This is a genomic window from Marinomonas sp. ef1, from assembly GCF_002806845.1.
GTDB classification, from domain to species: Bacteria; Pseudomonadota; Gammaproteobacteria; order Pseudomonadales; family Marinomonadaceae; genus Marinomonas; species Marinomonas polaris.
In genome coordinates this window covers 324985-344215 of the sequence record NZ_NHTT01000002.1, presented here as the reverse complement: position 1 = coordinate 344215, position 19231 = coordinate 324985, and the positions used below count along the sequence as shown (strand labels likewise).

Sequence of the window (19231 nt, the reverse complement as noted above, 5' to 3'; positions counted from 1 at the left end):
TAGTTCGGAGTCAACATTCTTTTACATTTTTTTGTAAAGAAAAAGAGAGAAAGTCCATAATTGATGTTTTCTGGCTAGCTGAACTTAAACAGGCGTTAAAATCTATAGGAAATAAAATGCCGCTAACAGAAGCGGCATTTTCGAATTAAATTGAACCGGAGGATTTAAGAATGGAGTACGTGATCAACCAAGGTCTTAGCTTCACTTTCAAGTTCTGCAAGATGATCTTCTGAAATAAAGCTTTCTAGGTAGATTTTATAAACATTTTCCGTGCCAGATGGTCTAGCCGCAAACCAGCCATTTTCAGTAGAAACTTTCAAACCACCAATAGCGGCATCATTGCCCGGTGCATGCGTTAATACAGACACAATCGTTTCACCAGCCAATTGCGTTTGCGTAACATCTTTTGCGTCTAATGCCCCCAATAAAGCTTTTTGAGCTGTCGTTGCCGCTACATCGATACGCTTGTAAAAAGGCTTACCATATTTAGCAACTTGCGCTTCATAAAGTGTCTGCGGATCGTTACCTGTTACAGCTAAGATCTCGGCAGCAAGCAACGCCATTATGAATCCATCTTTATCTGTGGTCCAAACACTCGCATCTTTACGCAGGAAAGATGCTCCCGCGCTTTCTTCGCCGCCAAACGCCATAGTGCCTTCGTATAAACCTTCTACATACCACTTAAAACCAACTGGCACTTCACACAACTTACGACCAAGTCCAGCTACCACCCGATCAATCATGCCGCTGGAAACGAGCGTTTTGCCAAACTGAATATCTTGAGACCATTGCTTTCTGTGTTGTGATAAGTACTCAATTGCAACCGCTAGATACGCATTTGGATTCATTAACCCAAAGCCAGCACATACAATGCCGTGACGGTCATAATCAGGATCATTACCCACTGCAATATCAAAGTCATCTTTCAACTTTAACAATCCTTTCATGGAATACGGTGAAGAACAATCCATGCGGATGCGACCATCTTTATCAAGCGGCACAAAACGGAAGGTTGGATCGACTTCTTTATTAACAACTGTAATGTCTAAACCATATTTTTTTGCAATGGGTTCCCAATAATGAATGCCTGAGCCGCCCATAGGATCAACACCAATGCGAATCTTCGCATCAGCGATGGCTTTCATATCAATGACATTTTCAAGATCATTCACGTAATGATTAATATAGTCAAAAGGCTCTATTAAACCGCTGCTTTCTACTTCTTCTAACGAAAAACGCTTTACGCCATGTAGATTTTTTTCCAGCAAAGCGTTCGCTCTTTTTGCTACCCAGTCGGTAATATCTTTGTCTGCTGGGCCACCTTTACTGGAATTATATTTAATACCGCCGTCTTCCGGCGGATTATGAGAAGGCGTAATAACAATGCCATCACTAGTGTCTGTTTCTATCTTGTTGTGTGTTAATACTGCGTGAGAAATAACCGGCGTTGGCGTGTAACCGCCATTCAGCTGAGTGCGAACCCTCACACCATTAGCCGTGAGCACGCTCACTGTTGTTTGAAAAGCAGCTTCAGACAAAGCATGCGTGTCTTTACCTAAGTATAACGGACCAGAGACATTTTGAGATTGACGGTATTCGGCAATAGCCTGAGCAATGGCTAAGATATGATTTTCATTAAAACTGGTTAATAAGGCACTACCACGATGACCTGATGTACCAAAGCTGACTCGTTCATCTGGGTGAGTAGTAACTCGAGGCTTTTTTAGATAATAAGCCGACATAAGTTCAGGGAGATTTACAAGTAAATCGTGAGAAGCAAGCTGCCCTGCTTGAGGATGAATTGCCATATTTTAAATGCCCTATTAAGTCATTGAAACCGATGCAATTAGTCTCTCTTATAATCGCATCTGTTTCAATGACTTAACTTAGGTATTACTTAACTTAGACAATTTATTCAAGTATCGAAAAGAATGAGCAATTAACGCTTACGCAGTATCAAACTACCTATTGAGTAACCTGCACCAAACGAACAAATCACACCAATATCGCCTGCAGCCAAGTCTTTATGGTGCTTAGCAAAAGCAATAATAGAGCCAGCAGAAGCAGTATTTGCATATTCATCAAGAACCACTGGCGCCTCTTCAAGCGTCGCGTCGCGGCCTAGTAATCGTTTACTGATTAACAAATTCATATTGATATTAGCTTGATGTAACCACCAACGTTTTAGTTGTGACACTTGAATACCCTGGCTCTTCAAATGATTTTCAATATGATCTGCTGCCATCGGGCAAACTTCCTTGAAAACTTTTCTACCATTCTGATGAAACAACATATCTGCCGAATAAGGGTCTTCATCAGTGACGCGTGTCGTATAGCCAAAGTTAGAGCGTATATTATTCGAGTAGGAAGTAATACATTTGCTACTTAGCACATCAAAAGAATGCGCTGACTGACAAGTTTCGCTGCTCTCAACCACCACTGCGGTTGCCACATCACCAAAGATAAAGTGCGAATCCCTATCCATGTAGTTAACTTGAGGAGATGTCAGTTCAGGGTTTATCACCAGCACGCCCTTTGAGGAGCCTGCTTTTATTGCATCAACAGCACGCTGCAAACCAAAAGTAGCGGCCGAGCACGCAACCAGCATATCAAAACCAAACCCCTCAATACCTAAAGCTGATTGCACCTCAATTGCGATAGCAGGATAAGAACGCTGCGTATAAGCACATGAAACAATCACCATATCTATATCGCTGGCTTTTTTATTTGCCGCATCAAGGGCTTTTTTTGCAGCAGCGATAGCCATTTCTGCTTGATGGGAGATTTGTTCATCGTTGCGAATTTCAAGTATTGGGCGCATTCGATTGATATCTAATGCACCGTCTTTTGAATAAATATAGCGACTTTTTATACCGGATGCCTTTTCAATAAATGCAGCACTAGAAAGAGGCTTAGCTTCTATTTGACCTTTCTCAATAGCATCAGCGTTTTTGGCATTAAATTGCTCAACCCACGCATTATAGCTATCTACCAGCTCCTCATTGCTAATGCTGTATGCGGGAGTCCAAAGACCAACTCCACTAATGACGACAGAAGAAATCATGGTTTTATCCTTTTTCTTATTATTCAAAAAGTATCGATTTATCTTTTGTATCTATTGCTTTAAAGAGTATAGCTAGGATTGTGAAGTAGATTGCTTAGACAGTCTACAATTAGTAATAACAAGAGCCTAATATCATTCAAAATACTTATATCAAGGTGTGGCATTATTCGCCAGCTCGCACCATACTGCATAAAAGCGAGTGATTGTTTTAATAGAAGAAAATAGTATTTTATGAGATACATGAAATGCTTGAACAGATTCAGACTAAGCGAGCCTTTATGACAAATAACAATGCATTAATATTATCTGGCGGTGGCGCTCGTGCCGCCTATCAAGTGGGTGTTTTATCTGCTATGGGAAAGATGCGCCCTAAACATACACATCTTCCCTTTCCCATATTATGTGGCACCTCTGCTGGTGCGTTAAATGCCACCATGCTAGCGTCTCATGCTGATAATTTTTCTAAAGCCGTATCCTCACTGGCTTTTGTTTGGCGTCACTTAACCCCAGATCAAATTTACACAGTTGGACGCTGGCCAGTGGCTAGTTCACTAACAAAAACCCTATTATCGCTTTTCCACCTCCATAATCACGATAGTTCTATCGCGCTTATGGATAACACGCCGTTAAAAGAGCTACTCACCAATCATTTAGATTTTACGAGAATAAACACTGCAATTGATAGACATCAGCTAAAGGCTTTGGCTATCACTGCAATGAGTTATAGTACTGGGGAATCGACTACTTTTTTTCAAGGCTCTCCTGATTTACAGGCATGGCAAGGAAATCGACGAAAAGGTGTGGCAGCAAACCTAGGGGTCGATCACCTATTAGCATCTAGCGCTATTCCAACGATATTTCCTGCTCATAAAATTCATAACCACTATTATGGCGATGGCGCTATACGCCAAAAATCCGCAATTTATCCTGCTCTTAAATTAGGCGCAGATAAGCTATTTATCATTGGCGTGAGTGGCAACCGAAGTGCAAAAAAGTGGGCAACACAGGAAAAAGACGTCGATACTAGCGCGCCGAGTATGGCTCAAATTCTCGGACAACTATTAAATAGCGCATTCATCGACAATCTTGAAGACGATATCTATCAACTAGAAATCATGAATAGCCTTATTCGTGATCTTCCAAAAGACAAACAAGCCAATCACCAAAACCTCCCTACGGAGACATTAATTATCTCTCCATCAGAAGAGCTAAATGAGATAGCTCATCATTACATAGCAACTTTACCTAAAAACATTAGAATTCTTTTAAAAGCCGCCGGAGGTTCAACAAGAGAAAAAATCAGTTCTGCAGCGAGTTACTTACTCTTCACACCACAGTATTGTCGAGCATTAATGGATTTAGGATATCAAGATGCCATGTGGGAAAAGGATAGAATCATCGCTTTCTTTGAAAATAGCCATTAATCACTAAATCAATACGTGCCTGCAGCCCTTAATGGCGCTTGATGATATAACCCATGAATTCAGGCGCTGCATATTTTTAAACCCAAGTGAGCTGCAAAGTTCTATACTGCCTTGATTTTCACTGCTGTCTTGATGTTTAGAAACAGCATCAAGTAACTGGCTCATATCATTCGGATAAGACTCTGTGAGGCGACGAATTAACTGAGCTGTCACTCCTTCACTAGGCTCTATGATTTCGCATTCACTTCCCAGTATTTGCTCAAACAAATGTTTAACCAAAGGATAATGAGTGCAAGCCAATACCAAGGTATCGATATTTTGAGCGAGCATTTCTTGGCTTAATTGCTCAATGGTTTGTTTAACTTTTTCTTCTGTTTCTGGCCAAGCATCAATGTCAAAGGCTAACGTTGAGCTAGACATAATAGATACATGACTGTCCTCTTTCCAAAGATCGATCAATTGATTTAAGCGCGGACTTTCAGCTGTTACAGGTGTTGCCAGTACCGCCACTCTGCGTTTTTTACTAAGGCGAAAAGCAGGTTTTACAGCAGGCTCTACACCTATAATTGGCAACAATGTGCTAGCTCGAAGTGCATCAATCGCCGCCACCGTCGCGGTATTACAAGCAACAACAATGGCGCAAACCTTTTCATTCTCAAAAAACCGTCCAACTTTTACTAGTCTATCTTGTAATTGAGTAATGCTTTTACTGCCATATGGTGCAAAAGCATCGTCGGCCAAATACACCAGATCAAGATAAGGATGTTTTTGGTGTATGGCATTAAGGATGGTTAATCCCCCTGCTCCTGAATCCATCACGCCAACTTTCACTTAAGTTTCTCCATACCAAGAGGCAACTGAACGGGCTCTCGCTCCAAGTGAACACCATACTTATCGAAAACCGATTGTTTTATTTGCGCTTCTAACTCTAGTAAAGCAGTCGCGTTGGTTTCTGAATGATTCACTAACACCAACGCCTGTTTTTCATACACACCGACACCTTGATATTGCTTACCCTTCCAACCAGCTTGATCAATCAGCCATCCTGCAGCCAATTTAAAACCTCCTTCAAATGGAAAAGATACCAGATTAGGAAAGCACTCTTTTAATTCATCATGCTGGATTTTGCTAACAATCGGATTTTTAAAAAAACTACCTGAGTTTGCTAACACTGCTGGATCAGGTAGTTTTTCACTTCTAACGCGACATACAGTATCAAACACAGCTTGAATGTTTGGCTTTCCTTCAATTCGTTCAGACAATCCGCCATAGCTTAATAAAAGTTCTGATTGTTTTTTCAGTGACAATTCAACCGAGGTTATGAGCAATAAATCCTTCCATTGACATTTGAAATAACTGTCGCGATAAGCAAACCCGCAGTCTCTACCGTTTATCCAGTAAACATCGCCAGTGTTTCTATTGATAACTTGAACACGAGCTAAGACATCTTTTATTTCAACACCGTAAGCGCCGATATTTTGTACTGGAGCAGCACCAGTAGTACCTGGAATTAAAGCGAGGTTTTCTATTCCATACCATCTTTGAGCGACAGCGTATTCAACTATTTTATGCCAGTTTTCACCAGCAGCAACGGTCAAACTAACAAGGTTACCTGCGCGCTCTCTTGCATTGATACCAGAGAGTCGATTAATGACAACAAGGCCAGAAACATCTGCTGAAATAAGCAAATTACTGCCACCGCCAATCATGGTGATAGTTTGTTGAAAATATTTTGCCCAGGCAAGTAAGGCTTTTAATGCCTCCAAGGTATCTGCTATCGCAAAATATTCAGCAGAGTAATCAAAGCGAAAAGTATTATATGTGGCTAAGGAAACATTTTCTTGAATGGAATTTTCAATGCGCTGCGCAAAAGCATCTTCGGTATTGAATCGCATTTTCATTGTCTGATTTAATCTTCTCTATTTGAATGAAGGTGATGCACAAACGAATCAGCTATCCGACAAAGGTGTTTTCTCATCTCAGTAAAGCCTTCATCACCACCATAATAAGGATCCGCTACCTCACCAAACGCAGCATGATCATAAAACTCACCGAACATAACTAATCTAGCTTTGCTGTCTTGAGGTTGGATTTTTTTGAGATTGGACAGATTCTCTCTGTCCATCGCCAGAATCCAATCAAACTTATGAAAGTCATCTTTAGTCACTTGCCGAGCTTGTTGACGGCTAATATCAATGCCAACCTGATGAAGCGCTTTAATAGATCGTGAGTCTGGCGGGTTGCCCAGGTGATAAGCCGCTGTTCCAGCCGAATCAAGCTCTAAAAATACATCACGCTTAGCTGCAACACTTTCTAAAATACCCTGCGCCGCTGGTGATCGACAAATATTGCCTAAGCACACTGTCAGCACTTTATAGGATTTCATTTTGCCGAGCCAGTATCTAAACGTTCATCAGCTGTTAATGTGCGCGCTTCTGTTTCCAACAAAACTGGAATGCCGTCGCGAACTGGATATGCCATGCCGCCCACTTTGCTAATCAATTCAGTTCCGTCTTTACTTAAAGTAAGTGAAGCTTTAGTAACAGGACAAACAAGGATATCAAGTAAGGTTTTATTCATGGGTATGATCCATTTTTATAAGGTTAATTTTTTCTAAAAATGCTTGTTGAAAGCTTGTTGGTAACACTAAAGACACCGGCAAATACCAAATATTTGAATTCGATAATTCAAGAGATTGGCACTTCACTGCATCTTTCTCAGTCATAATTACAGCACCATCAGCTGGGATATCGGTTACTTCAAACGCATGATGATCAATAAACCACTGATGAGTAATGTTTTTCTTTTGTAATCCAAAGCGTTCTAGCGTTGCCATAAAACGTTCGGGGTTACCAATTCCCGCCATGATATGCCAGTTTGAATTACCTGAAAATGCTTCATGGCAATCTAGACTCTTGGTTCCATCCAATGAAATCAATTTAGAGGACACTAGCCTTGTTAAAGTGACTGGCAAATTCAAAGCTTCTAAGGGCTTAGTCATCGTCTCAGAAACACTAACGACAAAATCTACTTCGGCAAGTCGTTCAATGGGTTCTCGCAGTGGACCAACAGGTAACAAATGTCCGTTACCCACGCCTCGTGTCGCATCCAGCATTGCAATCTCGAGATCTCTATTGAGCTGATAATGCTGCATGCCATCATCACTCACCACGACATTCACGTCTGTTGTACTTAGTAGGAGCTTTACCGCTTCATCCCTTTTAGGGAAAACCACCATAGGACAAGCGGCTCGTCGAGCCAGCATCACAGGTTCGTCACCAACTTCGTTAGGCAAGCTATCTGGATATACATGTGTCGGCGTGTCCATTTTTGCGCCATGGCCTCGGGAAACAATACCTGGGTGAAACCCATGTTCAATTAAAAGCTCACATAGCGCCACAACCATGGGTGACTTTCCCGTTCCACCAACGCTAATATTTCCCACAACAATCACTGGAACCGGAGCTTTGTATGAGAGTTCTGGATGAGCTAAAAAAGCTTTGCGTTTATTATGCACCGCTTTTTTAATCAACGGCTGTAGCGGCCGAAATACATTTGTCCAACCACAACGACCATACCAGGAACGTGTAAATAATGACTCTACGCTCACTGGACCGGCTCTTTCTGTGCAGTATGGGCAAGTTTTGTAATACCAAGACTTGCTGCCGCATCGTAAACCCGTAGAACCATGTCATAAGATGCTTTCGCGTCTGCGGTAATAATCAGCGGTCGAGTATAATCCCCTGCAGTTACTTCTTTTAAGCCTTGAATTAAAGTACCGACTTTTTCATTGATAAGTGTCTGGCCATTAATGACATACTGACCATCTGCTGTAATCACCAGTTCTACGTTCTTAGAGCGATCAGAACTTGGGGCATTTGACGTTGCGGTTGGCAAATCAATCGTCAACTCAGTACTTTGGTTAAAAGTCGTGCTAACCATAAAGAAAATAAGTAATAAAAAGACGACGTCGATCAGAGGCGTTATATTGATTTGAACGTCATCTATTTTTTGACGACGGAATTTCACTGTGCGACTCCTGACTTATCTCGATCACCATGCAGCGAATCAATCAACTTAGTGGATTGCTGCTCCATAGTGACAACAAGCTCATCTATTCTACGACTAAAAAAACGATGGAAAATCAAAGCTGGAATAGCAACACCAAGACCTGCCGCCGTTGTTAGTAATGCTTCAGAAATGCCGCCAGCCAATAACGCAGTATTGCCTGCGCCACTTTCCATCAACACTGAAAAGACTTTAATCATACCGACAACCGTACCCAACAAGCCAAGTAATGGCGAAATCGCTGCAATTGTACCAAGCGTATTCATAAAACGCTCTAATTCATGAATAACATGACTTGCCGCTTCCTGAACACTTTCTTTCATTGCGCCACGACCATGCTTTGAATTTAATAGTCCCGCAGCAAAAATAGAAGCCAGCCCAGTTTTAGCCTGCATTGAACGAATGTACTCAATGGTCATTCTGTCATCACGTAATCTCGCCATAACATCAGACAAGAGCCCCTTTGGTGCAACACCCGCTTTGCGAAGCGTCCAAAAACGCTCAATAATAATAGCCAGCGTAAGGATGGAACACGCCATTAACGGCCACATGAAAAAACCACCAGTTTGAATAAAGGCTAACACTTCGCTCTCCAATTTAAGTTTGCACGTAATTTAACACACTCTCTAACTTTTCTACACGTTTGCAAGTGTCAGATTTTAAGAGAAAAAATGAATAGATACAGGAAGAATGGCGTATTGAAACACGGCTGCTTTGAAAATAAAAAGCCAAAGATTCGTCAGCAGAAATCACTAACCAATCAACACTTAATGCATCCAGCATCGCCAGTGTTTGCTCTGATTCCTTTCGTTTTAGTATTACCCACTCAATACCGTAATCTAGCAGCATTTGAGGAGTGAGATCTTTCACTGTTCTAGGCGATAAAATGTAAGCATTCTGTCGTTCCGATTTCAAATAAGAACCAAACATCAGTCTTGAAGGATCAGCGCCAGCCCAAGAGTCCGCTAACAATAATTCATTTTGCTCTAAAATAATTAGGCTATTTTCTTTATTTTTCAGAGTAATGTCAGCATTTGAGCCATTAAATAACATCGAAGAAAATAAAACACACCAAATACCAAGCGCACAAACAAGCCCCCGATTTAAAGGGCTCTGATAAACCCAATAGCCTATCAGCAGCAACATGATTAATCTCGGAACACTTGAAGTAAATTGCTCAAAAAATAATAAGGGCAATTCAAAAGCGGTCCAATCCACAGGTGTCATTACGTAATAGAGCAATCTATCTAATAACTCATAACTATACGTCGACCCAATAACCGATGCCTCAAAGGAAGATAACACTCCCCATGGAAACCATAAAAAAGCCGCGTAAGGAATCAGTAAAACATTAACTAGAATAGAGGCACTGGATATAGCTTCTTGCCACCCTAATATCAACACCATTGAGGCGGTACTAAGCATGACTTGCACCATGAGTAATCGTGACAATTTTGCTGACGTTTGGCAGTAGCCAATTAGCAAGTACACCATACTAAAAGACAGCCACAATCCTGGGCTAAGTACTGCTCTAGGGTTAATAAGTAGCACTAGCCACAAGGCAAAAGTAATGATGCCATATGGTGAGACTTTCAGAGTCAACATGCGAGAGCACAAATAAACACTGAGCATAATCGATGCTCTTACCACAGGCTCTCCCCAGTTTGTTATATAAGCATAAGCAAGTAACAAGGGCATGACAATTATTGCATCACAATGCCAGCGAGTTAGACCAGAAAGCATTATTTGATTGGGTAACAACCTCCAAACAGCTCTACTCACCAAGCATCCGATAGCGAACATAAAACCAGTATGTAACCCCGAAACGACAAATAGATGAGCCAAGCCAAGCGTACGAATTACCCAAGTATCTCGTTCACTCCATAAATCATTCTGCCCTAACAGCAAGGCTTTGGAGAAGCGCCAAGAATTGAATGCCCCAAACATCATATCAAGCTTAGTGAGCAGCTCATCACGGAAAGAGAAATGAACCTGGTCAATACTAGAAAGATCCTTATCAGAAAATTGAATAGTTAGCTGGGCAACTTGTCTTTTTACATAGAGCTGCTTTTGCCACCACGGCCCATTTTTATCTGGTAACAAGATACTTTTTAGCTCGCCTCGATATGATAAATTCGAACGAGATTCGTGAATGGAAGCCTTACCAGACCCTGTCAGATAAAAATTATCTTGTCTTTGTCTTTGGCCTTTTCCAGAGAAATACACAATACTGACCGGACCTATTTCAGACAAATCCCATTCATTTGAAGATTGATCCTGGTTGACGATTAAACTTTTCCTTTCAAAATCAACAAACACCACGCTACCAGCCTGTAAAAGCAAAGATGGTGCAGGTAGAAGTTCACTAGAAATGATCGAAATAAAGGAGAGAAGTGTCAAAAACAAAACTATTAAACGCTTTGACCATATTAAGTAGAGACACACTAGAATGATATGAGTAGAATACACCCACAAATAATCGCTCGGCACCAGTATGGCGCCCATCAATATGGACAAACTACTTAGTAACATAAGACCTCCTTGTCTTAGATCGCTAAATTATTTTTTACCTGATTATGCCGAAGAATTATCTTAAAAAATTCATACCTAATCCAGAAAAGTTAAAGCAAAGTAAAGCCTTAGGCCTTTTAGGTGCTCAAATTTATGAAGCCAACTTATGGCATTTAAATCGTAAATCTGTAGCAAGAGCTTTCTTTAACGGCTTATTTTGGGCCTTTATTCCGATGCCATTTCAAATGCTTGCATCGGCCTTACTTGCGGTACCGCTGCGAGCAAACATTCCTTTGTCAATTGCTCTCGTATGGATTACCAACCCCCTAACTATGCCCTTTGTGTTTTATTTCAACTACAAGGTCGGTACGTTAATTTTAGGTTCCCATGACGAAAAAAACTTTCAACTCTCCGTTGAATGGATCTGGGATAAAATGGAACATATTTGGATGCCACTTTATGTTGGCTCAATTGTATCAGGTTTGATTGTTGGTGCGATCAGCTATGCCGCAATCACCATATTATGGCGTCTTCATGTCATCAAACGCTGGAAAGAGCGCAAACTTAGAAACAACAAATAATTCATTTTAGTAAAAACAAAAAAAGCCAAGATTTTTAAATCTTGGCTTTTTTATGACTCAAAAAACTTAACTCAACTAAACATTAGTTTGCTTTAGCGGATGCAAAGCTCCTTGCGATAAACGATAAGCGCAATCCATCCAGCTCAACATTTTCTCATCATGAGTAACCACAAGAAACGCCATATCGTAAGTAGTTTTAAGTGTATTAATAAGGTTTTGAATTTCTAGAGAGGTAGTTTCATCTAGATTACCCGTTGGCTCGTCCATCAACACACAAGCAGGTCGATTTGCCAAGGCACGAGCAATCGCAACACGTTGCCGCTCTCCGCCGGACAATTGAGAAGGCTTATGATTAAAACGATCTTTTAGACCAACCTGACCCAAAAGCTTCTCTCCACGCTGTTTGGCTTCTTTTTTATCCATGCCAGCAATCCACATTGGCATCAATACATTTTCTAACGCCGTAAACTCAGGCAATAGGTGGTGAAATTGGTACACGAACCCCATTTCTTTATTTCGCATCTTGGCCCGCTTTGAATCCTTCATACTAGACCAAGAAAAACCTGCCAAGCTCACATCACCGGTTGTAGCTAAATCCAGACCAGCCAAAAGATTCAATAAGGTCGTTTTACCTGAGCCCGATGAGCCGACAATGGCACAAGCTTCACCTTTATTTAAGGTTAGATCGATAGAGCGAAAAACGTCGACCACCTGCTTACCGTCTTGATATTGCTTAGAAAGTTCACGACATTCTAAAACGATACTGTTATTCATAACGCAGTGCCTCCGCAGGTTCTACTTTCGAAGCTCGCCAAGCCGGGTAAATAGTTGCCGCTACCGTCATAATAAATGCAGATATAACAATTAGCTTCACATCAGACCATTGAAGCTCTGAAGGCAAGTAGTTAATAAAATAGACATCCGCACTTAAAAACTGGACATTTAATAATGTCTGTAGAGCAGCAATAATTTCACTCACATTGAGCGCTAAGGTTACACCCAAGACGACACCAATAAGCGTCCCAAGCATACCAATAAACATTCCTTGAACAACGAATATCCACATAACCTGACTCGAGGTTAAACCCATTGTTCTAAGTATAGCGATATCGTTACGTTTATCTGTTACCACCATTACCAAGGTGGAAACTATATTAAAAGCAGCCACAGCGACAATTAATAACAGAAGCAAACCAATCATGGTTTTTTCCATTTTTATCGCTTGGAAAAGACTACCATGAGTACGAGTCCAGTCGCTCACTCTATTTTGCCCTGGCACAGCTCGAGCGATATCCCAAATACGTGAAGGAGCTACAAATAAATCATCGAATGAAATTCGCAGCGCTTCCACATCATCAGCTTTATAGCGCTTTAATTTAGCCGCATCTTTAATATTGATATAAGCAAGACTGCTATCTAGCTCAGCTCCAACCTCAAAAGTTCCCACCACAGTAAATCGCTTTAGAACAGGCGCAACACCAGCAATAGACACATTAGCTTTAGGTAATATAGTCGTTACTTTATCGCCGATATCGACTCTTAGCATCTTGGCTAACTGAGCACCTAGGACGATCCCAAAGCTAGTATCATTAAGAGCATCTAAAGAACCAGATGCAATATTGTCACCAATGATTGATACTTTTTTCTCCATGTCTGGGTTTATGCCATTTAAAATAGCGCCATGAACACTTTCGCCAGACTGAAACATGACTTGCGCTTGGATATGTGGAGCAACGCCAACAACATCAGGCATTTTAGCAACCAGCTTTGCTGTATCACGCCAATCATTGAGCACTGGATCTCCCCACAAAGTCGCATGAGGAACCATACCTAATATCCGTTGACGTAATTCACGGTCAAAGCCATTCATTACAGACAAAACAGTAATGAGAACCATCACACCGAGTGCAAGACCGGCAATAGAAGAAAAGCTAATAAAGGAAATGAAGTGATTGGAGCGTTTTGCTCGGGCATAACGCAGACCGATAGCAAAAGGAAGGAAGTTAATCAATGTATGTCCTTGTATGACAAGCTTGCGTGGTAAAAATAGAGGAGCAAAGCTCCTCTATTTTGGACTAAGTTACCAATCCGCTTATGCGTCGAAATCGATACCTATACGACGACCTACATCTTCGTAAGCTTCGATCACGCCGCCCAAGCCTTGGCGGAAACGATCTTTATCTAATTTTTCTTTGGTTTTAGCATCCCATAAACGGCAGCCATCAGGAGAAAACTCATCGCCCAATAAAACCTCACCCTTATATAGGCCAAATTCCAATTTGTAATCAACTAGAATCATGCCGCCTTCTGCAAAAATCGCTTTTAATACATCATTCACCTTGAATGTAAGCTCTTTTGCTTTCGCTAAGTCAGATGCTTTTGCCCAACCGAATGATTCAACATGAGATTCGTTGATCATTGGGTCACCTAATGCATCGTTCTTTAAAAACAATTCAAACGTTGGTGGAGTAAGAGTAATACCCTCTTCAACACCTAAACGTCGGCATAGACTACCAGCAGCAACATTTCGAACGACACACTCAACAGGTATCATATCAAGACATTTAACCAGTGATTCTGTATCACTTAAAAGCTTTTCAAAATGTGTTGGAATGCCTGCTTCCTGTAATTTTGTCATGATGAATGCATTAAACTTATTGTTCACCATACCCTTACGGTCAAGCTGTTCAATTCTTTTACCGTCAAATGCAGAGGTGTCATCACGAAACACTAGAACCATTTTGTCAGGATCATCTGTACGAAATACAGATTTTGCCTTACCTGCATATAGCTCTTGTCGTTTTTCCATTGGAGGGTCTCCGGTTTTCTTTTGTGAGGGGTTAATCTAATTAAATTTAATTTACAAAACGTTGCGCCAAGTGATACGAAACCACTTCAGGTGAGTCCATAGAGGAAACATCAATAACTAAAAAGTCACCTGCTTTTTGATGAGTTATTTTGTAGGAATATTCACGCTCTTCCCAGCTAACATCATCCAAGTTTCGGCGAATAGTTTTAAGTGATTTTATTTTATCACTATCAACTAATGGCAAGGTTAGATCTACAACGTCACCAACACGAGCTACGTCTTCTGGCGGAACTGGCGCAAGTAATTGGTTTGATCCAGGTATAAGATAAATACCTGCTGCGTTCAATTTAGCTTCAACATCAGAAGGTGAAACCTTATCACCTAGATGAATTGCAAATATTCCATGATGATCTACCCAAATAGGAAAAGATGCCGCATCACCACGATTAGAAAGATATGCAGATGATTGATTCAGCTGACGCCCCACTGTTCCCCATAAACGTACAGCGACAGAATAAGCGTCATCATTTTGAACTGGACTCATCCAATTTCCTGGGCCGACATCTTGCTGCTCATCACGAAATTGTACTGTAACCAATGTTTTACCTTCTTCTTGTTCATTGAAGCGAAAAGAGAATGCAGTTTGAGCTGGATGAATACGAGTAATATCGCTCCATAATGATGCCCACCAACCTTGCGGATGAAAATCAAATGGTACACTTATTATCTGATCATCGCTTTGTGAAGCAATCGATGCTCCATCGCCATGAAGTGCGGTAAGAAAATCTGTAACAATACGTTTCGTTTGAGCAATATCAGCAGGGACAGTGAACTCAATAGCATCATCTTGCTCTTCAGTACCAACAGCAACCATTGGGTAAAATACAAATGGAGCCCTAGGCGTAGTATACGCAGTCTTCCCGTCTAGGTTAGCAATGTTTTTTTCATTAGGGATAACTAAAACATCGCTTGCCGGCATAGATCCAGCAGGCATATCCAGTGTTGAAGTAACTGGTTTTTCTTCTTGATAATCATCTGAATGATCCGTGAAAAAAACACTGCACCCAGACAACAAAATAGTCAACGAGCTTGCGCTCACCAACTGTAAGGTAAACTTATTCATACTAATAAAACTCCAGCTTCTATCATGGCTTGCCGAACGGCTGAATGATGCTGTTCAGAAAGAGGTGTAAGCGGCAATCGAATTCCTTCTTCGCATAGTCCTAGTTGACTACAAGCCCATTTTACAGGGATAGGATTAGACTCTAAAAATAAATTTTTATGAAGCGAAGAAATCGTTGTATCAATTGAATGTGCTTGATCCGCTTTTCCAGCTAATGCTGATTCAGCTGCTTGGGCAACGGCTTTAGGCGCTACATTTGCCGTAACGGAAATATTTCCTTTTCCACCCAAAAGCATCAATGAAACTGCCGTTGGATCATCTCCAGAGTATACGGCAAAGCTTTCAGGTAAAGCTTTAATCAATGCCTCACCTCGCTCTAGATTACCAGTAGCGTCTTTTATACCAACAATATTCTTAACCGAAGCTAGACGCACCACAGTATCATTTTGCATATCGCACGCAGTTCGACCTGGTACGTTGTATAGAATTTGAGGAATATCAACTGCATCTGCTATGGCTTTAAAATGCTGATACAAACCTTCTTGAGTTGGTTTGTTGTAATAAGGAGTCACAAGTAAGCAGGCATCTGCGCCAGCTTCTTTAGCACTACGAGTAAGGTCGATGGCTTCATGTGTTGCGTTTGCACCAGTGCCTGCAATAACAGGAACACGACCATTAACCGTATTAACAACCTGACGAATCACATTAGCATGTTCTACTGGTGTAAGAGTGGAAGATTCACCTGTGGTTCCTACGGCTACGATCCCGTGAGTACCCTCGTTAATATGAAACTCTATTAGATCATCTAATTTTTTAGTATCTACAGCGCCATCTGGTGACATAGGTGTGATAAGCGCAACTAAACTACCTGTGATCATTTCGAGTCTCCGATAAAATTATAAGCGCGCCTATAGTAACGTCCAGACTCTGGTTTAACAATAATTGACAGACGTAAAGCCGGAGTAAATTAACAAGAAACGCCATTCGGGAGGATTTTTAACTGATGTCTTGTTAAGCTAACGACTGCTAAACAAATACTAATAATAGGCAAACTATTTTTCTTTAAATATTTCGTTGAACTGTAGAGAAACTTTATGACAATCGAAATCGGACAAATTGCACCAGACTTTAATGCCAAAGATCAGAATGGCGACACCATTACACTAAGCCAATTTAAAGGTAAAAAAGTCGTCTTGTATTTTTACCCTAGGGATTCAACTCCTGGATGTACAGCTCAAGCTTGTGACTTACGTGATAACTACCAAGCACTATTAGATCAAGGTTTTGTAATTCTTGGAATCAGCACCGACACAGAGAAAAAGCACCAAAACTTTATCGCCAAATATGATCTACCTTTTCCACTGATCGCAGATACAGAGAAAGAAGTTCATGAATTGTATGGCACTTGGCAACTAAAGAAATTTATGGGCCGTGAATCAATGGGCACGGTAAGAACGACTTTTATCATTGATGAAAGTGGTGTTATTTCAGACATTATCAGCAAGGTCAAAACCAAAGCCCACGCTGAGCAAATCTTGAAATAAACAGAACAAAAAATGGCGCGATAATTTCCGCGCCATTTTTTTCATTTAGTCACTCAAATTCAAATACCACCGCGAATATGCTCTCTAACTTCTTCCCGATAAAATTCCGCTAATAACGCGTGCAACTCTTTACTCAAAGGCGGCAGAGACGATACGGCCGCATTGCGTACCACTTGGGAAGATCGACTAGCGCCAGCAATAATACTTGATACTTGAGGCTGATCTAAAATCCAGCGCAAAGATACATCCAATATATTATGCCCTTCTGGCAGCTTTCCCTTTAACGCTTCAACTAACTCAATACCTTTTTCAAAGGGTATACCATTAAAGGTTTCACCAACATGAAATGCAGCGCCATCTTTATTATATGAACGATGATCCCGCTCACTAAAGGCGTGATTAAGACTCATCTTTCCTGACAGCAAACCACTTGCTAATGGCAAGCGCACAATGATACCCACATTGTTCTTTTCAGCTAGCGGCAATAGTGACTCTGTCGCATCCTGACGAAATACATTGAACAATATCTGTAAGCTGGCTAACTCCGTATGACCACAACAAAACATCGCTTCGTCCAACATTTCCACACTGGCACCAAAATACTTAATGACACCTTCTTTTTTGAGGTCTTCCATCCAAGCCAATATATCACCTGAAAACAGCACATCACGAGGAACACAGTGCAATTGAGCAAGGTCGATAGACTCAACGCCTAAACGTTGAGCGGAAGCCTGCAAACTTTTCTTCACTGCGGCCTTGCTGTAACCATTAGGATAAAGCTCAGCGCTCCTACCTACTTTGGTCGCTATAACAGGTGACTTGTTCAACGACTTACGCCATTGACCTATTCGCTGCTCACTTAGACCGCCACCATAAACATCCGCTGTATCAAAAAAGTGAATACCTTCCTCTACTGCCGTTTGTAGTATTGCGATCGCTTCTTTATCTTCTACCGGACCAAAATCATTACCAAGTTGCCAGCAACCCAAGCCAATTTCCGACACCTCAAATCCTGTTTTCCCTAATGTTCTAGTTTTCATACACACTCCTAATAAACGAATTAATGATTAATCACACTACTATACGAGGGTTTTAACTGTTTATAATTATCGATATATTAAATTTATTGTTTAACAAGGCTTAACAATATGAGTGCTTATTTTCCTGAAGGCATAAGAGAATTTTTAGCAGTAGTTGAAGTACATAGTTTTTCGAAAGCCGCAGAACAGCTTAATATTTCTCGCGCTAGAGTCTCACAAATCATCAGCCGTTTAGAAAAAGACTTAGGTGTCCAGTTACTCTATCGATCGACCCGCTCTCTTTCTTTGTCTCCGGCTGGAGAAACTTTTTATCAGCTTGCACGACAAGGAGTGAATCAACTAGAACATGCGGTTCTGTCAGCTCAAAACGCTCATTCAAGTATTGGAGGTCAAATCAGAATCAATTCCGTTGGCGGTTTATTTGGTGAAGAGATACTTGCACCGATTTTAATTCGATTTATGAATGAAAATCCTAAGGTGGAAATAGAACTTAGCTTTTCGAGCACAAGGGAAGATTTGATTGAGTCGCAATACGATCTTGTGGTCAGAATGGGCACGCTTACTAACTCAAATTTAATTGGACGAAAACTAACGAGTTACACCAACTACTTAGTTGCTAGTACTACTTATTCTGACAGCATGCCGAAACTAAATAGTCCGAAAGATTTGCTTGATCACACGCTAATCAACGGCTCAGTAAAAAGATGGTCGTTCACACACATTAGCAGCAAAGAGAAGTATGAGCTTCCAGTGCAAGGTAAACTAAAATGCTCCAACGGACATGTCGTAAAGTTGGCAACCCTGGAAGGAACAGGCATCTCTAGACAACCTTCCTATTATGTAAAACAAGACATTCAATCGGGTCGACTGATAGTGCTACTGCCAGACTGGCAATTGCCTGACTCTGATGTCACTTTACTTTATCCTCAATCAAGAAATATCAGCCTTAGGGTAAAAGCCTTGGTGCACTACCTTGTGGAAGCCTTTAATATTAAGGCTGATTAATTCTCATAGAGACTTTTGCACGACGACTGCACTTACCTATCCTTTGTGCAAAAATCTCTCAT

Annotated in this window: 20 protein-coding genes; 4 read left to right on the top strand and 16 right to left on the bottom strand. The window is 41.0% G+C overall.

The window, feature by feature from the left end:
* Window positions 1-164: 164 nt before the first annotated feature.
* Together pgm and CCS02_RS04035 are read right to left on the bottom strand one after the other, a co-directional pair.
* Entirely contained in the window at window positions 165-1808 is a 1644-nt protein-coding gene (gene pgm, locus CCS02_RS04040) for a phosphoglucomutase (alpha-D-glucose-1,6-bisphosphate-dependent) (RefSeq protein WP_100635876.1), read from the bottom strand.
* Between the two features lie 131 nt (window positions 1809-1939).
* Window positions 1940-3064 carry a beta-ketoacyl-ACP synthase III gene (locus tag CCS02_RS04035; protein ID WP_100185791.1) on the bottom strand — a complete coding sequence of 375 codons (1125 nt, stop codon included), beginning with the start codon at window positions 3062-3064 and terminating at the stop codon, window positions 1940-1942.
* Between the two features lie 278 nt (window positions 3065-3342).
* Here CCS02_RS04035 and CCS02_RS04030 point away from each other — a divergent pair, with 278 nt between their 5' ends.
* Complete coding sequence (locus CCS02_RS04030; protein WP_232728814.1) at window positions 3343-4488, top strand: patatin-like phospholipase family protein; 1146 nt, start codon at window positions 3343-3345, stop codon at window positions 4486-4488.
* Between the two features lie 3 nt (window positions 4489-4491).
* Here the strand turns inward: CCS02_RS04030 and murI are convergent, their stop codons facing one another.
* The 8 genes from murI to CCS02_RS03990 are packed head-to-tail and all read right to left on the bottom strand — an operon-like array spanning window position 4492 to window position 11088.
* Window positions 4492-5319 (bottom strand): glutamate racemase, encoded by an 828-nt coding sequence (gene murI, locus CCS02_RS04025; RefSeq protein ID WP_100185789.1) that lies wholly within the window; start codon window positions 5317-5319, stop codon window positions 4492-4494.
* Window positions 5316-6383: a UDP-N-acetylmuramate dehydrogenase gene (murB, locus tag CCS02_RS04020; RefSeq protein ID WP_232728813.1), complete on the bottom strand. Its 1068-nt coding sequence runs from the start codon at window positions 6381-6383 to the stop codon at window positions 5316-5318. Before murB ends, murI begins: the two co-directional genes overlap by 4 nt.
* A 14-nt stretch (window positions 6384-6397) precedes the next feature.
* Window positions 6398-6874, bottom strand: coding sequence for a low molecular weight protein-tyrosine-phosphatase (locus tag CCS02_RS04015; protein WP_100635873.1), 477 nt, complete (start codon window positions 6872-6874; stop codon window positions 6398-6400).
* On the bottom strand, window positions 6871-7068 hold the full coding sequence (locus CCS02_RS04010; RefSeq protein WP_100185786.1) for a Trm112 family protein: 198 nt from the start codon (window positions 7066-7068) through the stop codon (window positions 6871-6873). Before CCS02_RS04010 ends, CCS02_RS04015 begins: the two co-directional genes overlap by 4 nt.
* Window positions 7061-8098, bottom strand: a complete 1038-nt coding sequence (gene lpxK, locus CCS02_RS04005) for a tetraacyldisaccharide 4'-kinase (RefSeq protein WP_100185785.1) — start codon at window positions 8096-8098, stop codon at window positions 7061-7063. The genes CCS02_RS04010 and lpxK overlap by 8 nt, the downstream gene beginning before the upstream one ends.
* Window positions 8095-8517, bottom strand: a complete 423-nt coding sequence (locus CCS02_RS04000) for an ExbD/TolR family protein (protein ID WP_072839109.1) — start codon at window positions 8515-8517, stop codon at window positions 8095-8097. The genes lpxK and CCS02_RS04000 overlap by 4 nt, the downstream gene beginning before the upstream one ends.
* The gene (locus tag CCS02_RS03995; RefSeq protein ID WP_072839110.1) at window positions 8514-9140 is read right to left on the bottom strand and encodes a MotA/TolQ/ExbB proton channel family protein; all 627 of its coding nucleotides are present in this window, start codon (window positions 9138-9140) and stop codon (window positions 8514-8516) included. Before CCS02_RS03995 ends, CCS02_RS04000 begins: the two co-directional genes overlap by 4 nt.
* Before the next feature lie 13 nt (window positions 9141-9153).
* Complete coding sequence (locus tag CCS02_RS03990) at window positions 9154-11088, bottom strand: ComEC/Rec2 family competence protein (RefSeq protein ID WP_100635872.1); 1935 nt, start codon at window positions 11086-11088, stop codon at window positions 9154-9156.
* Window positions 11089-11132: 44 nt separating this feature from the next.
* Between CCS02_RS03990 and CCS02_RS03985 the strand changes: the two genes are divergently transcribed.
* Window positions 11133-11648 carry a DUF2062 domain-containing protein gene (locus CCS02_RS03985; protein ID WP_012069849.1) on the top strand — a complete coding sequence of 172 codons (516 nt, stop codon included), beginning with the start codon at window positions 11133-11135 and terminating at the stop codon, window positions 11646-11648.
* A 75-nt stretch (window positions 11649-11723) separates the two neighbouring features.
* Here the strand turns inward: CCS02_RS03985 and CCS02_RS03980 are convergent, their stop codons facing one another.
* From CCS02_RS03980 to dapA, 5 genes are all read right to left on the bottom strand, one after another.
* Window positions 11724-12422, bottom strand: a complete 699-nt coding sequence (locus CCS02_RS03980; protein WP_072839112.1) for an ABC transporter ATP-binding protein — start codon at window positions 12420-12422, stop codon at window positions 11724-11726.
* Window positions 12415-13659, bottom strand: a complete 1245-nt coding sequence (locus tag CCS02_RS03975; RefSeq protein WP_100635871.1) for a lipoprotein-releasing ABC transporter permease subunit — start codon at window positions 13657-13659, stop codon at window positions 12415-12417. The genes CCS02_RS03980 and CCS02_RS03975 overlap by 8 nt, the downstream gene beginning before the upstream one ends.
* A gap of 81 nt (window positions 13660-13740) precedes the next feature.
* Entirely contained in the window at window positions 13741-14457 is a 717-nt protein-coding gene (purC, locus tag CCS02_RS03970; protein ID WP_012069846.1) for a phosphoribosylaminoimidazolesuccinocarboxamide synthase, read from the bottom strand.
* A gap of 46 nt (window positions 14458-14503) precedes the next feature.
* Complete coding sequence (locus tag CCS02_RS03965) at window positions 14504-15580, bottom strand: hypothetical protein (protein WP_100635870.1); 1077 nt, start codon at window positions 15578-15580, stop codon at window positions 14504-14506.
* The gene (gene dapA, locus CCS02_RS03960) at window positions 15577-16458 is read right to left on the bottom strand and encodes a 4-hydroxy-tetrahydrodipicolinate synthase (protein ID WP_072839116.1); all 882 of its coding nucleotides are present in this window, start codon (window positions 16456-16458) and stop codon (window positions 15577-15579) included. Before dapA ends, CCS02_RS03965 begins: the two co-directional genes overlap by 4 nt.
* Before the next feature lie 216 nt (window positions 16459-16674).
* On the opposite strand from dapA, the gene bcp reads away from it, so the two are divergent.
* Window positions 16675-17124, top strand: coding sequence for a thioredoxin-dependent thiol peroxidase (gene bcp / locus CCS02_RS03955; protein WP_072839117.1), 450 nt, complete (start codon window positions 16675-16677; stop codon window positions 17122-17124).
* 59 nt (window positions 17125-17183) lie between these two features.
* On the opposite strand, the gene CCS02_RS03950 is transcribed toward bcp, so the two are convergent.
* On the bottom strand, window positions 17184-18164 hold the full coding sequence (locus CCS02_RS03950; protein WP_072839118.1) for an aldo/keto reductase: 981 nt from the start codon (window positions 18162-18164) through the stop codon (window positions 17184-17186).
* A 108-nt stretch (window positions 18165-18272) separates the two neighbouring features.
* On the opposite strand from CCS02_RS03950, the gene CCS02_RS03945 reads away from it, so the two are divergent.
* Window positions 18273-19169 (top strand): LysR family transcriptional regulator, encoded by an 897-nt coding sequence (locus CCS02_RS03945; protein ID WP_100635869.1) that lies wholly within the window; start codon window positions 18273-18275, stop codon window positions 19167-19169.
* Window positions 19170-19231 lie beyond the last annotated feature (62 nt).

Bases quoted from the DNA above. Each gene is read 5' to 3' on its own strand.
- pgm (WP_100635876.1), bottom strand. From the start codon at position 1,808: ATGGCAATTCATCCTCAAGCAGGGCAGCTTGCTTCTCACGATTTACTT.
- purC (WP_012069846.1), bottom strand. From the start codon at position 14,457: ATGGAAAAACGACAAGAGCTATATGCAGGTAAGGCAAAATCTGTATTT.
- CCS02_RS03945 (WP_100635869.1), top strand. From the start codon at position 18,273: ATGAGTGCTTATTTTCCTGAAGGCATAAGAGAATTTTTAGCAGTAGTT.
- murB (WP_232728813.1), bottom strand. From the start codon at position 6,383: ATGCGATTCAATACCGAAGATGCTTTTGCGCAGCGCATTGAAAATTCC.
- CCS02_RS03990 (WP_100635872.1), bottom strand. From the start codon at position 11,088: ATGTTACTAAGTAGTTTGTCCATATTGATGGGCGCCATACTGGTGCCG.
- CCS02_RS03950 (WP_072839118.1), bottom strand. From the start codon at position 18,164: ATGAAAACTAGAACATTAGGGAAAACAGGATTTGAGGTGTCGGAAATT.
- CCS02_RS03980 (WP_072839112.1), bottom strand. From the start codon at position 12,422: ATGAATAACAGTATCGTTTTAGAATGTCGTGAACTTTCTAAGCAATAT.
- CCS02_RS04035 (WP_100185791.1), bottom strand. From the start codon at position 3,064: ATGATTTCTTCTGTCGTCATTAGTGGAGTTGGTCTTTGGACTCCCGCA.
- bcp (WP_072839117.1), top strand. From the start codon at position 16,675: ATGACAATCGAAATCGGACAAATTGCACCAGACTTTAATGCCAAAGAT.
- dapA (WP_072839116.1), bottom strand. From the start codon at position 16,458: ATGATCACAGGTAGTTTAGTTGCGCTTATCACACCTATGTCACCAGAT.
- CCS02_RS04010 (WP_100185786.1), bottom strand. From the start codon at position 7,068: ATGAATAAAACCTTACTTGATATCCTTGTTTGTCCTGTTACTAAAGCT.
- CCS02_RS03985 (WP_012069849.1), top strand. From the start codon at position 11,133: ATGCCGAAGAATTATCTTAAAAAATTCATACCTAATCCAGAAAAGTTA.
- CCS02_RS04015 (WP_100635873.1), bottom strand. From the start codon at position 6,874: ATGAAATCCTATAAAGTGCTGACAGTGTGCTTAGGCAATATTTGTCGA.
- CCS02_RS03965 (WP_100635870.1), bottom strand. From the start codon at position 15,580: ATGAATAAGTTTACCTTACAGTTGGTGAGCGCAAGCTCGTTGACTATT.
- CCS02_RS04030 (WP_232728814.1), top strand. From the start codon at position 3,343: ATGACAAATAACAATGCATTAATATTATCTGGCGGTGGCGCTCGTGCC.